A 14,783-nucleotide genomic window follows, 5' to 3' on the forward strand; every position below is an offset into this window, starting at 1 on the left:
ATAATCACCTATACAAAAGAAAACCTACTCCACATGTGAATGTAGAAGTAGGTTTTCATATAATTGAAAATCTTATCTGCTAGATTACAAGTTGTTTAACTATTTTAGATGCACAGGGCGATGAACAGACTCACGCAATGCTTCTACTGTCGTTAATGGCTCATGACAGACAAAACCTTCACAGATATACGCGGTTGCCTGACTTTGTTGCATACCTTTGTCTTGCAAATGAGGAAGCAACTCTCTAATGGCTTCACCTGATGTACCATCTGCATGAATAATTAGAGAAGCAAATGGTAAATAAGCTTTTTGCACTTCAGCGATCATTTCTTGAAAATGGATATCTTCTACTTTCCCTGCGAGTACAATTTCTTGATTCCCTTGCAACAATTGCAATCCCGCAAGTAGTAACATCGAATACCCTGCTGGATATTGCTCAGCCGTACCTGTAAATGTAGTCACAATTTGTTCGGCATATTGACGCAGTTCTATATCTTGCGTCACCGCAGCTAATTTGGCTAATGTCCATGCCGCAACAGAATTACCCGATGGCATCGCTCCATCATAAATTTCTTTTGTACGAGTAATCAATGCTTCTCCATCTTGACCTGTGAAATAAAATCCACCCTGCTCTTCATCCCAAAATAGAGCAATCAATTGTTCTTTGAGTGTTATCGCTTGTTGTAGATACTTCGCTAATCCAGTCGCTTCATACAATTCTTGTAAGCCCCAGATCAAATAAGCATAATCATCGACATAAGCACTATAAGCGGCTTCCCCATCACGGTAGCGAGCAAGCAGACGACCATCTTCACGACGCATATGTTCCCAAATAAAATCAGCTGCTTTAACTGCTGCTTGTGCATATTCAGGTTTTTGTAAAGTTTGACTTGCTCTAGCGAGAGCCGCAATCATCATGCCGTTCCATGCGGTTAACACTTTATCATCTTTGGAAGGGTGCACGCGTTGCTCACGATAATCAAATAATTTCTGACGGGCTTCTTCTAGATCGGTGCGTAATGCCAGTTCATTGAGATCACGTTGCTCTGCAATTTCTGAGGTAGAAAAAGGAATCAAGTTTGGAATATTTTTACCTTCAAAATTACCTTCAGGCGTTATATCATACACGTTACAATATTTATGCATCTCTTCCAGGCCTAATACTTCTTCGATCTCATCGCGAGTAAATACATAGAACTTCCCTTCGACCCCTTCGGAGTCCGCATCTTCTGCACTATAAAAAGCTCCTTCAGGTGAAGTCATATCCCGCAATACATAAGTAAAAATAGATTCTGCGATATGTGCATATTTGGTTTCACTGGTCAGACGATATCCGTCCAGATAAGCAATCGCTAATAATGAATTATCGTACAACATTTTTTCAAAATGAGGAACTAACCACTTCTCATCGGTCGAATAACGAGAAAAGCCAAATCCGATATGATCATAGATGCCGCCACTATACATATGATCTAATGTTTTGCGCACCATATGTAACGCTTCTGGTTCTTGATACACATGAGAATAGGCACTGAGAAACATCAAATGATGTGGAGTCGGGAACTTAGGCGCCCCGCCAAATCCACCATACACTTCATCAAATGAACTCTGAAATGTTTTGTATCCACGATGTACAAGTTCTTCACCAAACTGCCCAGACTTCGTAATCTTCGTCTGCTGGCGATTCATACGTTCTACAATATCATCACCCGATCGAACAATATTTTCACGATCTTCTGTCCATTTATCACGAATCTGAGACAGCATATCCATCATACCGATTCGACCATATTTAGTCTCTTTCGGAAAATACGTGCCCGCATAAAATGGCTTTTGGTCAGGGGTTAGCAATACTGTTAAAGGCCATCCACCTTGCCCGGTTAATGCTTGGCAATACGCCATATATAAATTATCAATATCCGGCCGTTCTTCACGATCGACTTTGATCGAAATATAAGATTCGTTAAGTAACTGAGCCACTTCTTCGTTTTCAAAAGATTCTTTTTCCATTACATGGCACCAATGACAGGTAGAATATCCTACACTGAGAAAAATGGGTTTATTTTCTGATTTAGCTCTGGTAAAAGCTTCTTCTCCCCAAGGGAACCAATTCACAGGGTTATGAGCATGTTGAAGTAAGTAAGGAGATTTTTCTTTAGCTAATCTATTGGATGTATTGCTCGTTGACATAGGACACCACCAATTCTAAATTTGGATTATATACTTGATATTATTTTACCCTAAATAGATGTTAGCAATCGGAAGTGGAGAAAAAAGATCATTCATTTCAACCTCACATCTTCTATTTTTAAAAGCTTTTTAAGTTTTGATAAGGTTGAACTCATCATCCTCGGGCATACGTGCTGATCATATCAGTCTTTATGTAAAACAAAGCAAAACTCTACTTACCTTCAAAGAAAATTCTCTCTCCTCAAAAAATGCATCTATATTCCTATACATTTACTTCTATTTTAAAATATTACAATTTTATACATTAAATGCTATATTTTAGTTGTAATCAAATATTTTTTTAGAGGAGAATGATACATATGAAAAAGGTAGTCCGAAAAACAACTTTGATTGTACTCGCTGTTTTTATGCTTCAACTGTGTCTGGTTTCAGCAGCGTTTGCTAAAAACACTTTGAGTCCGGGAGAAACGCTTGGCAAAGATCAGAAGTTAACTTCCAACAATGGAAGATTTAATTTGATGATGCAAGCGGATGGTAATTTAGTACTGTATAAAGATGGTGGTATATCGATATGGTCTACAAATACAGATGGTAAGCGGTATAGATGGCAAGATCCGATTAGTGGTTATGTCATTACAAGAACACCACAATTGCTTACTTTTAATCCAAGTAGTTTTCGAGTAACTGATCAATTCAAAGATTATACTTTCTGGTCTGCTAATCCTCAAGCATGGAGTAATAATTACTATCAAGGTAATGTTCCAGCAGGCATGGTTGGAGAGATACTTGCTATTCAAGACGATGGTAATCTAGTGATGTATTCTAGTGGTGGTAAAGGTCCAATGTGGGCATCGGATACAGCTGGACGTTAATAGCAAAATTTAAAAATAAAAAATCCCTTGAGATCGTAACGTAAAAGTCATTGTTTAATGGCTTTCATGTTACATTTCTCAAGGGATTTTTACATCGTCGATCAAATAATCTTAGCTACTTTTTGCGCTTGAATATCCAGCACTTGAGCGGATGAAGCAATATCTGTAAAAGCTTTCATTGCTGTATTGACTTGCTGTTGCCCTTGTTGCACACTTTGTCGTACATCGTCTGTGCCATTAGAAATCTTCTGCACTTCTAGACTCATTGAATCTACACTTTTTTTCACTTCTATAATCGAATCTTGTACCATCGAAGACAGTTTACGTACTTCTCTAGCAACCACATTGAATCCTCGTCCAAATTCACCTGCATGTGTAGCCTCTATCGCTGCGTTCAAAGCCAACATATGAGTTTGAGAGGCTATTTTACGGATCGTCTGTACAATCCCTTGAATCTCTAATGCTTGTTCTTGCAAATTAATAAGTGTGGTTGTATTCGTCGTCGATGATTCTACAATGGTGTTCATACTTTTTAGTAGTTCTTGACTGTGCTCAATCCCTGCGGATGAACGAATATTAAGTGCTTGTGCTGTTTTTTGGAGATCATCCACGACACAAGAAAGATCGCTTTGACGCTCGGTAATATCTGTAGCCACTTTGGTAACACCAATAACTTCATTTCTATTTTTGTTCCATACCGGCATATAAGTTGCTTCTAGCCAGATTGCATTCCCTTTTGCATCTTTACGTTCTATTTTATCGTGAAATGTTTCTCCAGATAATAGACTATCCCAGAATTTCTCATACTCTATACTATTCGCAAATTCAGGAAAACATAAATTTTTATGATGCATGCCAATCATTTGATTTGGCGAATATTTAACGACTTCTGCAAAAATAGGATTAACATAAGCAATTTTACGATTCGTCCCAAAACGGATAATAGCTAAATTATCCTGTAGAGTGCGTATAACTAGTTCGTCCGTCACCATTTCAAGCTGACTCATTTCGTTCATGATTTCCCTCCAATGTATGTGTACAAGCGTGATACTTATTATTGTATAAAGTTTTTATTTTATTTCATAGTAAATATTAATCTAATGTGCAAAATTAACCAATTAAGTATTACTTATGTATATCGGATAAAAGTCAAAAATAATAAATTTTGAGAACAAACTAAAGAAGCAACAGAGTTTAACATCGATCTCACTCTTATTGCTTCTTTAATATAGTTTATATTTTACTTTTATAGAGACTCTTATCCAAGAAGTCCGTATTTCTGAAAACTTAGAAACAGACCATCTTCTTCTACAGTCGCTGTAATATCGTCTGCTAACGCTTGAAGCGCAGGCTTGGCATTTCCCATCGCTATCCCGATTGCACAGTACTCTAGCATTTCAGCGTCATTCATTCCATCTCCAATAGCAATCGTGTCTTCACGCGACATACTCAGATGTTCGAGTAAATCTGCTATCGCTAATGCTTTATGTATCCCAGGGATAACTAACTCTCCACTGCCTTTGCCAAATATCGGAACAGTACATTGCATCACTTGAAATTTCCCTTCAAATTCTTGCTTAATCTGTTCAAAAGGAATCGTAGCACTTTCTAGAAAACAGACCTTATTGACATCATCTTTGTACAGATTGGCTTCACCATACGTTAATCCAGTGATAAAAGGATGAGGTTGAGATTCTTTTTTGGCTCGTGCTACCAGATCATTCTCAATATCGCCATAGATCCGTCGTTCTAAATGGGGCTGAAGATTAGCGCTTGCATACAATGCTGAATTGGATTCCAGATAAAAGTCGATCTGATGAGTATTGAAAAAATCGACCATATGTCGTACATCTTCTGCTGTCACCTTTTTGTGGTACAAAACATCTTCTCCAAACTCCACATAACCTCCACCTGCTCCAATCAGTCCATCAAATCCGATATCCCAGATACTATCGTAAATCTCAGCTTTAGATCGTCCTGTACATAAATAAAGCAAATGTCCGTTGTTACGTGCTTGTTGACAAGCTTGCTGTGCAGAAAGAGGAATATGACCATCATCGTCTACCAGTGTGCCGTCTATATCGATAAAGACTATTTTTTGGCGAGTATTTTCTGTCATGATTTAACCTCCATAATGTATAAAAAAATGTATTGAAAAGTATATTACGAACAAAGTTAATATGCCTTGTAATTCTAGTATTGCTTCTATTTTTCATGTTTTTTCTAAAAACTTTACTTTAAGCTTATTTAGCATATCGGATATTTTGCCTACGTTATAGTGATTTTCCGATCTTTTCGGTAGTATTTATTGTTTTAGACGTAGTACCTCACCTTATTAGTATTCTGAATCTAACCTATTTAACATCAATCACGAGCAACAAAAGATGAATTTCTAGCGCACTATAAGTTTAATATCAAAAAGACCGCTCTTTCGATACCAAGAGTGGTCTTTCTTATTGATATTTTCATATTTTCGCAGTCTACCTCTAGCATTTCAAAGATAGATTCTAAACTCAGCTAATAACATTCTTCATGTTCTAAAATGAGTTCGGCTTGCTGATCAACTGCATATGACAATCTCTAAGGGTTGAGTAGCATTCTGAAGCCCGTCATTCTTTTGGGATTGAAAAAGTAGCATCGTGTTCTCCTCTTACTTTTTAGCGTCTATAACCTCTTTTATCAATGCCGGCAATTGCTTACCGATCACTTTACGAATCTCTTTGAGATCGAATGAAGCAATCTGCTCGCTTTCTTCTTGAAGAATATCTTCTACAATGCGTGAAGACAGTTGCTTCAAGATTAGTGCCATATCTTGCATACCAAAGTTAGCTTGAAGTGAACCTTCATCGATTAATTTATAGATCAATCTGGTCTATATAATCTACTCATTTTCATAAGATATTGTTCGTATTACTGAAATGCTTTTGCTATACTGAGTACAATTCATGCATTCTATATTTATACACGAAAGGAAAAGATGATGCTACCTCAAGTTGGAGATATCTATTGTGTTTTTTCTCAAAAGCTACAGCAATATGTAGCCTGTCAGGTCACTCATCTTAAAGAAGGATCATCTCCAAAAGAATCTCCACTAGCCGCTATTTTAGAATTAGACTGGACAGGAGATACATTGCCTGATGAAGATACTTTACATACCATGAAGCCGTTAGTGTGCAACTTTTATTTTTGGAATGATCGATATGATCATAACTATGTTAGCGCCAACGTGCCTCCAGAATACTCATTTGTAGGGAATATTCCTCCTCTAGTGGATCAAGAAGTAACAAGCTACGCTGGAGGTTGGTATAACGGCAATAGCATCCATAACCAACGTCGCTGGGAACGTATTGATGTGACGAAAAGAAACCTATTCAAATCGGCTTCTCCAGATATCGAAGTAGTCGTAGGGAGTCAGACACTACCTCAAAATACGACAAGAATTAACGATCTGATCTTGCAAAAGATAGAAGACTTCTCTGAATTGGACAAGCTTCCTTGCCTCATATCGATTGAGACTGAACAAGGTACACTAGAATTGGCACACTATATCAACCAGAATCCTCTTATTCATGAATTACAATGGAAATCTTCGATAGTGACTGAACTTGATTTGAGGCAGAGCCATTTAAATCGTTTGATGCTAAAACCAGATCATCTTATTACCATTTATCTTAATGATGATCTTACACATTTTATGCTCAATAGTGAACCTTCTCCTGATCTGCATATTCATAGTGTGTCTGATGGACGATTTATTGATTTACAATGTTGGAACCATTTTTTCCAGTTTCATGGTCTAGATCATTTAGCCGGACTATCTCTAGTTCGTATACAAGAGATAGATATCAACACTATAGTGGAGCGCTTTCCTTATTTGACCGAACTGCGAGTATCAGGCAAGCCAGGTGTTGTACATCATATACAAAATCTAGCAAAACTACCTCATTTGCAAATTTTGAACACAGATGATCTATTCGGATTCGAGGCAGATGAGTTCCCATCTCCTGAACAGTTATCCAAGTTATCAACGTTATGGATGAGCAGCATTCCAGCCAATGTAGCCAAATCGGTCAAAACGAAATATAAAAAAGCGGCTACTCTCGGGCTGGATCTCTGGATTACCAAACCTCGTAAACCCGAATGGCTAGCTGAAAATTTACTTAATCCTTTCCGCGATTGGGATGGACGTGAACATATTTCGGCTGCCAATGCTAAAAAAGCGGCTCAATCTTACAAAAAAATGCTCACTACTACACGTATGATCGATCCATCTATTCATGCAGATACCGTCTACTCGTTGTTGGAAAAAATGGTGACTGAATATACAGAAACGTTTAACAAAATGGATCGGCGTAATCACATTATTGAAACGATAGAGCGTGAAGAAATCTACGCTGTGTTAGAAGAACTGTTAACAGAACTGCAACAACAACTAGGTGAACAAGGTAAATTACTTGTAGATAAAGATGGTTTATACGAACTGTTTGATAAGTTACGGGATTTCTAATCAACCTTTGATTATGATTGCTTATACGTTTTGACATAACCTAATTTGATGCCTTTGGTTACTGCTTCTAATGCTGAACTGACATGCAATTTATCAAAAATATGTTGAATATGATTAGATACCGTACGTTTACTAATAAACAGCGTATCGGCTACTTCTTCTCTTTTGTACCCATCGCTTAACATTTGCAAAATTTTGGTCTCTTGCTCAGTCAGTTGCTCGATCTCTTCTTCTTCATCGGGAAAATATGTACAGCCTGCATGAATATGAAGTAGGATATGTAACAACTGATCAGGAGATACATTTTTGTTGATAAATCCACGTGCTCCTGCTTTTTTCGCTTCATAACGATAGACTGGCAGGTCAAATCCTGTCAAAATCACAATATTCAAATCAGGATACTTTTTAGATACCGATTCAGCTACAATCAATCCATCTTGCTCACTAATATTGCTTAGATTAATATCTACTAATAAAATGTCCGGTTGCTTATCTTCAATCATCGTCATAACATCTGCCACTTCTTGTACCGATCGAAATGTACTCACTTCTGGATAATCTTCAAAAGCGATTTCCAAACTTTTGGCAAATAATATATGATCATCGATTAATAAAATATTCATACGAATGTTCTCCCTTCATTTGCAAGATAATCTGAATCTTTAATCCATGCGGCTTGCGCATACTAAAATTCATTTCACCTTCTAACAAGGCAATCTGTTCTTGAATCGAATGCAATCCCCGATGCCCTTGATTATGCTTATACTCAGTAGGATCTAGCCCTACCCCATCATCTTCCACCGTTAACTCAATCTGCTCCAGATGCTGTGTTAATTGGATCCAAATCTGACTTCCATGTGAATGTTTGAACGCATTAGTTGTTAATTCTTTGATCAGACGGTAAAAAATAAAGTGATACGGTTCAACTAAAAACAGATCATCTTTGCAGGTAAACGAAACATTGATCTGTTGATGAGCATACGTTTTTTTTATAATTTGCAGTAGATTCTCGTAGTTTTGCTTGAGTGTTAATGAGCTGAGTAAGGTTGGATGATACTCTTGCATCTGATTGCGAATCGATTTATTTAATTCAGTTAACGTTTCTGTAATCATCTGCTGTACTTCTGCTTTATTAGACTTATTCATCATATTTTTGACTGCTAATAAATCTTGTAATATCTCATCATGTAGATAATTAGAAAATTCTTTTTTAAGTTGTTCTTCTTTCGCCACCTGCGCTACTCGACTCACATAAGAATCGTATTGCTTCTGCTCTGTTGCTTGTGTGACTTCTAAAGACTGCTTAATTTGTTTGTACAACAATAGATAGTAAAAAATCAATAACCAGATCAGCGAATGAAAAACAATCATATAAAACAAAGGCCCGGCCCCGAACACTTGACCGATCAAGCCAACACCTATAACAGATACCACAATCATCAGCCATTTGTTCCATGTACTAAGCTGTGTAAGTTGTATAAATCCTTTAACATTATTTTGTACAATACTGTATACCGCATATAAAGGAAAAATAAAAATAAAGTAGAATACGAGATTGGTGAACACATTTTTTGCTTTATCCATAAATAAAATATACGTTCCAAAAGGGATAGCCGTCATCATTAGCGCATACGTTAGACTTTTCGATTGTTTGTTCAGAAAAAATTGGATTCGTTTTTTATTTTTAAATACCGTGACTGCAATTAGAATTCCACTAATCACCCATTGCCAGAAAAACATGATGGAATAGAGTTGCTTATCATAAATCGAAATTAACGTGAATAATGAGATTACTTTTAATATCCAATCGACTTGCCTTTTATGCATATAAGCAGAATCTTGAAAAATAAATCGTAACAAAAAACGTAATAATGTATAGGACACAATTACATTTAAAAAGATCACTATATAATAAAAGAGTGGATCTTTTCCAAACATCAAAAGAATTTGCCAAGAATATAATAATAATAAATTAGCAAATTGATTTAAAATCATACTCCCATTCAAATTTGTCATTTTAATATAAGATAATACATAGATAGCAATTGATATTACAACTAGCGACATCATATTTGAGATACTATTATTCAGATGCTGAATATATTGATAATATAAAAAAATAATGACTAATGTCTGATTAAAAAGGATAAATAATTGTTGTTTTATGTATTTGTCATGCATATAGAATACCTCTCTACACTTTGTCGTTAGCAATTTTATCCCACTTGTATAATATACCATTTATTTGTAAAAAAAAGTAAAGCCGATATCCTAAGATATCGGCTCTGTATTCTTTATTATTATTTGGTCACTTAACAACAAACAATAATAGAGTTAGGACAATCATCTGTCAAAGTTGTAATCCATCCATCGCCTGGAGCTACTGCTGCTTGTAATTCTGCTTCTGTGATATCCTCAACAGCCGACAAATCTACAAATAATTCTTTCATATTTAAACACTCCTTAGGATTGTATTGGTGAATCACTTTGAACCATATTGATCTCAAGTGTGTAAGTATGCAGTAAACTGCTATATTCCTTTAAGTTCCTCGCCTGACAACATAAAATTAACAACATACAATAATGGAGTTCGGGCAATCGTCTGTCAAAGTTGTAATCCATCCATCGCCTGGAGCTACTGCTGCTTGTAACTCAGCTTCTGTAATATCTTCCACTGCTGACAAATCTACAAATAATTCTTTCATATAGCACGCCTCCTCCCTGCATCATTTATAGTTATCAATAACTACATACTAAAAATAACAATAATTACATATTTTAGAATGAGTAAAAAGCGCAATCTTATTATTTATTTAAAATAATTTGGTCAGTTTAGATCATTTGCATCAATATAACAAAAAAAGAAACACACAAGTACTGTGTGTTTCTTCTTTAGATCTAATCACTAATTAATATAATTTGTAAAATTATAAGGAAACTATTTGTAACTACGTGCACGGCGCTTTCCATACGATGAAACATATTCTTTAGAATCAGGAGGTTGCGTTATCGTACGTGGTTTAACTGCACGACCCCAGATGACTTTATATGAAGAATACTGGGTGATTAGATAATACACCCCATAGATTACTGTAAATATACCGATTGCTACAATCTCCGGTAACCAGAATGCACTGGCATCTCCAATCAAGTTAGGCATTAATGTCTTGAAGCATTCTAGAGCAAAAATACTATGAAGACTACCCAGAATATATGGAATAACCGGCGTGATAAAAATTTGGTAATTGACGATTTTTTTAATTTTCGATTTACGATAGCCTAACTTTTCTAAGATTCTAAAATCATTAATTTTGGAATACGTATTCGAAATATTAGTAAAGTACAAAATGCTACCTGTCGAAATTAAAAAGATCGTACTCGCAAAAATACTAATCAATAAAGATGAACTGTTCGCTTGTAAAAAGACCGTTCGTTTTCCAATCGCACTTTGAAAATAAGGATTGTCTGCAAAAAGTGGACTCAACTGTGCATGAACAACAGCGTCACTACGCAATCCATCACCGTAAATACTCATAATCTGACGTGAAGGTACGCCTGTGGCTTGAATCTGCTGATACAAAGCATCCGGTAATACTAATGTACCTACACTATTTGCGAAAGAGATTGTATTTTCAAGTGTGGTGTACTTAACATCCACATCAATCGGCTTGCTTTGTGGAGGGGTTAATGTATAGACTTTGCCACGTTCATCTACATTATTTTGATTGTATTTGATAAAAATTGCTTGATTGTCGGTTAGATCATTCATATTGGGAGTGTCACCTTGTAATACTAAAGAACGTTGATAATCCGATGCGGAGATCAGATCAAAACCTGCTTTTTCTTTAGCACTATACTCAAACGGCAAATTCTTTGAAGATGATTGCACTTCCAATACGGTAGTCTGCTTGGATTGAATATGATCTGCGTCTGCTTGTTGCTTCACAATAGCCAAAGCCTTTTGCGTCAATACCGCATCTTGCATTGGAAATTCAAAAGCAGCTGGGTTGGTCCGTTCAATCGCTTTAACAGGATAATAAAACGTAATCACCCCAGCTCCCAATAATCCTAATGCTGTAGCAGAGATTAACGTAGAGACAATAAGTGTTCTCGAATTGCTAGTAATCCGCTGTACAAATTGAGGAATCGTAATAATCATGGTATCCCGATAAAAAGAATGTTTAGCGGCTTTTAATTTATTTAACGTATATGGCAAAAAAGAATGGATAGATAGAATCGTTCCGACAACAACTAGTATAAACGTCAACATGGATAACGGTGCAAATCCAATCGTCACCCATAACGAATCGGCTCCTCTTTTGATATCAAGTGCCAGTATATATCCAGCGACAAGAGCAACAAAACCGACAATCGCTTTCCACAATTGTAGTTGAATCGGTTTCTCACGTGTACCTTCCACTTTGACCAGATCCAGTAGTGTATGCTTGCGGATAAATCGATAATTAGAAAATAATAAAACGATTAATGCCAGTACAACAAAAGAACTGGTCATCAGTACTGCATCACTGTTAAACCATACAATATTAGACTGATCCAAAGAAACACCAAGCCACTGAATAACGATCTGAATCAATACGATATAGACAATACCACCCACTATAATGCCAATACCGAGTGCCAGCAAACAAATAAAAATATTTTCTAAAAATAAAATCCAAATGACTTTACGTTTATTAAAACCAAGCAATGCATAAATACTTAATTCTTTCATTCTTCGCTTCATAAAAAAAGTATTCGAATAAGACATATAAAACAACACAAAAGCCATAAGTAGGGGTAATACCACTTTAATCATCGCTTGTAACTTATTATCCCCCATTAAACGAGACAGAATCAGATCATTACTTCCAAAAGAAATAGAAAAGTAAAAAATCATCAGTACAAAAGCAACTGAACCTAAATATAAAGAGTAAAATGATAGATTTTTTTTCAAATTCTTTTGTACAATACGGAGCAAACTCACATATAAACCTCCTTTAACCATACTTTATTCTAATTTTATATACTGGAAAGTGTTCGATTGGATAGAGCAGCAATTTCTTCTAATATCTCTTCAAAAAATGTTTGACGGCTTTTTTGAGCTTTGTGTAATTGCTTGATCGTCTGACCATCTTTTAAAATAATAATTCGATTAGCATAACTTGCTGAATACGCATCATGAGTGACCATTAAGATCGTTGTGTGTAACTCTTCGTTAATTTCTTTAAGCTTTTCTAATAGTTCTTGCGCAGAGTTGGAATCAAGCGCACCTGTCGGTTCGTCTGCAAATAAAATACTTGGATTTTTGATCATGGCTCTGGCTGCCGCAGCTCTTTGGCGTTGTCCACCTGACAATTCGTTCGGATATTTGTGTAATTGATTTTCAATACCAAAACGTGTGGCTAATGCTTGAATCGAGGCTTCAATTTCAGCTGGTTTCTTTTTAAGTAATGTTAAAGGAACTGCTATATTTTCATGAATCGTTAAACTATCTAATAATAAATATTCTTGAAAAATAAACCCTAAATAATCTTTGCGAAAATCACTTGTCTGATTATCATTCAATCGACTGATCTCTGTCCCATCAATAAAAATTTCTCCATCTGAAATATGATCAATCGTAGATAATACATTTAATAATGTTGTTTTGCCTGAGCCTGAGGAACCCATAATGCCTACAAATTCTCCTTTTTGGACTTCAAGCGATATCTGATTTAGTGCTTTAACATGATCGTAAGATTTGACAATATTTTTGGCGATGAGTACAGCATTATTAGTCATCATCTATTCTCCTTTATGGTTGAAATGAATATCTTTAACTATTTATACTTGGGATTGATGAGGTAATTCCAGTGTCAGTACTGATGGAATATGATAAGGGTCTATAGTACGCAATAGTTGATATCCAATACCTGCTAAGCCAATCATTAGAGTCGGCACTTGAGCAGTCTGCGGAATACCACTATACCATTGATCTGCTTGAGCATTCTTCACCAGATCACCGACAATACGTTGAGCGATATCCAGATGTTCCGATTGACCTAGATGTTGAGCAGATAACAATAGCAGGTCTATATTCCCCATCGATCCATGGCATAGACAATCGCTACCTCCGAATCCTTCTTGAAGTGTTTTCTGAATCGCTCGCTTAATCTCAATACCTGTTTGTTGTTCAGCAATAATATTAAATATTTTGACTCTTGCCATACCAATTCCTGGCGCACCATGACACCAATTCACAGGCTCTGGAAAGTTTTTTTGAATACGATGTTGACGATTGCGTAGATCAAACCAGTTATTTTCTTCTGGTGAGCACATTTCCCGCTCATAAGCAAACGCTTGAATAGCATAATCCCGGAGTGGCACGATGTGAGTCTCTTCATATAACTTGGTTAATGCCCATGCTATGCCTGCATTACCATGTGCCATGCCTGTAAGTACACTTCCGTCACCGTTTGTATTGGACCAACCTATATGATAGTCATTTAGTTGGATAGCATTCTTCAGAAGATGTTCTCCGCATTGAATCGCTATCGACAACACTTCGTCTATCAGACAATCTTGATCCTGTACCGGTAAGACCGCTAATATCCAGATTCGACTGTTTATCTAACTTGGCTGGAAATAAGCAGGTACGAATCACAGAATCTTTAATACTGTAGAGCACTTTTTTGTAAGCTGTCTCTTTATGTATATCTTGGCTATCATATCCTTGAAATAAAGATTCCAAATCTACAAAATAAGGATTATTGGCTAACATAATTACATTTTTGCGTGCATATCGCTTCCTATTAATACATGTAACAAGCAGATATAAGCACCTAATTTGTAATATAAATCTTCTATTTCTGCTTCGGATGTACTACTGATTTGTTCGATATACAATTGCCATCCGTAGTATTGATAAGCAATAATAGGCAGCGGCTCAATCGGATACTCTAATTCATAATTATTCATATATTCGATAATCTGATTCATATGATCATTCACTTGTAATGGCTTGGACTTGTATACCACTTTGCCATGTTCAAATCCGCAGATCAGTACTGTCTTCTTATCACAATGACTGTCCCCTTTGTTCATTTCTATCGCTGTCAAAGCTCCCAACAAGTCAAATTCGACTTGAATCTGATTAAAATCGGATATCAGATGATGTACAGCTTCAAGTAAAAATTGCTTCTGCTGCATCCAGTGTAAAAAAGGATATGCAAAAC

At 36.2% G+C, this 14,783-nt stretch carries 13 protein-coding genes and 1 pseudogene; 2 read left to right on the forward strand and 12 right to left on the reverse strand.

The features are described 5' to 3' along the window. Window positions 1-99: 99 nt before the first annotated feature. Window positions 100-2,190 carry a thioredoxin domain-containing protein gene (locus tag PO903_RS18415; protein ID WP_273594221.1) on the reverse strand — a complete coding sequence of 697 codons (2,091 nt, stop codon included), beginning with the start codon at window positions 2,188-2,190 and terminating at the stop codon, window positions 100-102. A 359-nt stretch (window positions 2,191-2,549) separates the two neighbouring features. Here PO903_RS18415 and PO903_RS18420 point away from each other — a divergent pair, with 359 nt between their 5' ends. Further along, complete coding sequence (locus PO903_RS18420) at window positions 2,550-3,062, forward strand: hypothetical protein (RefSeq protein ID WP_273594222.1); 513 nt, start codon at window positions 2,550-2,552, stop codon at window positions 3,060-3,062. Between the two features lie 101 nt (window positions 3,063-3,163). On the opposite strand, the gene PO903_RS18425 is transcribed toward PO903_RS18420, so the two are convergent. From PO903_RS18425 to PO903_RS18435, 3 genes are all read right to left on the reverse strand, one after another. Next, window positions 3,164-4,078 (reverse strand): methyl-accepting chemotaxis protein, encoded by a 915-nt coding sequence (locus PO903_RS18425; protein WP_273594223.1) that lies wholly within the window; start codon window positions 4,076-4,078, stop codon window positions 3,164-3,166. A gap of 242 nt (window positions 4,079-4,320) precedes the next feature. Continuing rightward, window positions 4,321-5,181: a Cof-type HAD-IIB family hydrolase gene (locus PO903_RS18430; protein ID WP_273594224.1), complete on the reverse strand. Its 861-nt coding sequence runs from the start codon at window positions 5,179-5,181 to the stop codon at window positions 4,321-4,323. Between the two features lie 531 nt (window positions 5,182-5,712). After that, window positions 5,713-5,928, reverse strand: a complete 216-nt coding sequence (locus tag PO903_RS18435; protein WP_273594225.1) for a hypothetical protein — start codon at window positions 5,926-5,928, stop codon at window positions 5,713-5,715. 114 nt (window positions 5,929-6,042) lie between these two features. Here PO903_RS18435 and PO903_RS18440 point away from each other — a divergent pair, with 114 nt between their 5' ends. Continuing rightward, window positions 6,043-7,569, forward strand: coding sequence for a hypothetical protein (locus PO903_RS18440; protein WP_273594226.1), 1,527 nt, complete (start codon window positions 6,043-6,045; stop codon window positions 7,567-7,569). 11 nt (window positions 7,570-7,580) lie between these two features. Here the strand turns inward: PO903_RS18440 and PO903_RS18445 are convergent, their stop codons facing one another. The 8 genes and pseudogenes from PO903_RS18445 to PO903_RS22310 form a co-directional block, all read right to left on the reverse strand. Then, window positions 7,581-8,192, reverse strand: coding sequence for a response regulator transcription factor (locus tag PO903_RS18445; RefSeq protein WP_137221487.1), 612 nt, complete (start codon window positions 8,190-8,192; stop codon window positions 7,581-7,583). Further along, window positions 8,170-9,396 carry a sensor histidine kinase gene (locus PO903_RS18450; protein WP_161594208.1) on the reverse strand — a complete coding sequence of 409 codons (1,227 nt, stop codon included), beginning with the start codon at window positions 9,394-9,396 and terminating at the stop codon, window positions 8,170-8,172. The genes PO903_RS18445 and PO903_RS18450 overlap by 23 nt, the downstream gene beginning before the upstream one ends. Before the next feature lie 485 nt (window positions 9,397-9,881). Beyond that, a complete protein-coding gene (locus PO903_RS18455; protein ID WP_083243493.1) occupies window positions 9,882-10,019 on the reverse strand; it encodes a type A2 lanthipeptide in 138 nt (45 codons plus the stop codon). Between the two features lie 117 nt (window positions 10,020-10,136). Further along, window positions 10,137-10,274 (reverse strand): type A2 lanthipeptide, encoded by a 138-nt coding sequence (locus PO903_RS18460; protein ID WP_083243493.1) that lies wholly within the window; start codon window positions 10,272-10,274, stop codon window positions 10,137-10,139. Between the two features lie 233 nt (window positions 10,275-10,507). Beyond that, window positions 10,508-12,553 carry an FtsX-like permease family protein gene (locus PO903_RS18465; RefSeq protein ID WP_273594227.1) on the reverse strand — a complete coding sequence of 682 codons (2,046 nt, stop codon included), beginning with the start codon at window positions 12,551-12,553 and terminating at the stop codon, window positions 10,508-10,510. 35 nt (window positions 12,554-12,588) lie between these two features. Beyond that, the gene (locus PO903_RS18470) at window positions 12,589-13,350 is read right to left on the reverse strand and encodes an ABC transporter ATP-binding protein (RefSeq protein ID WP_502921655.1); all 762 of its coding nucleotides are present in this window, start codon (window positions 13,348-13,350) and stop codon (window positions 12,589-12,591) included. A gap of 42 nt (window positions 13,351-13,392) precedes the next feature. Continuing rightward, window positions 13,393-14,112 (reverse strand): lanthionine synthetase LanC family protein, encoded by a 720-nt coding sequence (locus tag PO903_RS18475; RefSeq protein ID WP_273594229.1) that lies wholly within the window; start codon window positions 14,110-14,112, stop codon window positions 13,393-13,395. Continuing rightward, window positions 14,051-14,757, reverse strand: a pseudogene (locus tag PO903_RS22310) (DUF4135 domain-containing protein). The gene PO903_RS18475 and the pseudogene PO903_RS22310 overlap by 62 nt, the downstream one beginning before the upstream one ends. Window positions 14,758-14,783 lie beyond the last annotated feature (26 nt).

Origin of the sequence: Paenibacillus sp. PK4536, from assembly GCF_028594455.2 — a bacterium.
GTDB lineage: Bacteria > Bacillota > Bacilli > Paenibacillales > Paenibacillaceae > Saccharibacillus > Saccharibacillus nuruki.

Coding starts and splice junctions, on each gene's coding strand:
- PO903_RS18415 (WP_273594221.1), bottom strand. CDS start 2,190: ATGTCAACGAGCAATACATCCAATAGATTAGCTAAAGAAAAATCTCCT.
- PO903_RS18420 (WP_273594222.1), top strand. CDS start 2,550: ATGAAAAAGGTAGTCCGAAAAACAACTTTGATTGTACTCGCTGTTTTT.
- PO903_RS18425 (WP_273594223.1), bottom strand. CDS start 4,078: ATGAACGAAATGAGTCAGCTTGAAATGGTGACGGACGAACTAGTTATA.
- PO903_RS18430 (WP_273594224.1), bottom strand. CDS start 5,181: ATGACAGAAAATACTCGCCAAAAAATAGTCTTTATCGATATAGACGGC.
- PO903_RS18440 (WP_273594226.1), top strand. CDS start 6,043: ATGCTACCTCAAGTTGGAGATATCTATTGTGTTTTTTCTCAAAAGCTA.
- PO903_RS18445 (WP_137221487.1), bottom strand. CDS start 8,192: ATGAATATTTTATTAATCGATGATCATATATTATTTGCCAAAAGTTTG.
- PO903_RS18450 (WP_161594208.1), bottom strand. CDS start 9,396: ATGCATAAAAGGCAAGTCGATTGGATATTAAAAGTAATCTCATTATTC.
- PO903_RS18455 (WP_083243493.1), bottom strand. CDS start 10,019: ATGAAAGAATTATTTGTAGATTTGTCGGCTGTTGAGGATATCACAGAA.
- PO903_RS18460 (WP_083243493.1), bottom strand. CDS start 10,274: ATGAAAGAATTATTTGTAGATTTGTCAGCAGTGGAAGATATTACAGAA.
- PO903_RS18470 (WP_502921655.1), bottom strand. CDS start 13,350: ATGACTAATAATGCTGTACTCATCGCCAAAAATATTGTCAAATCTTAC.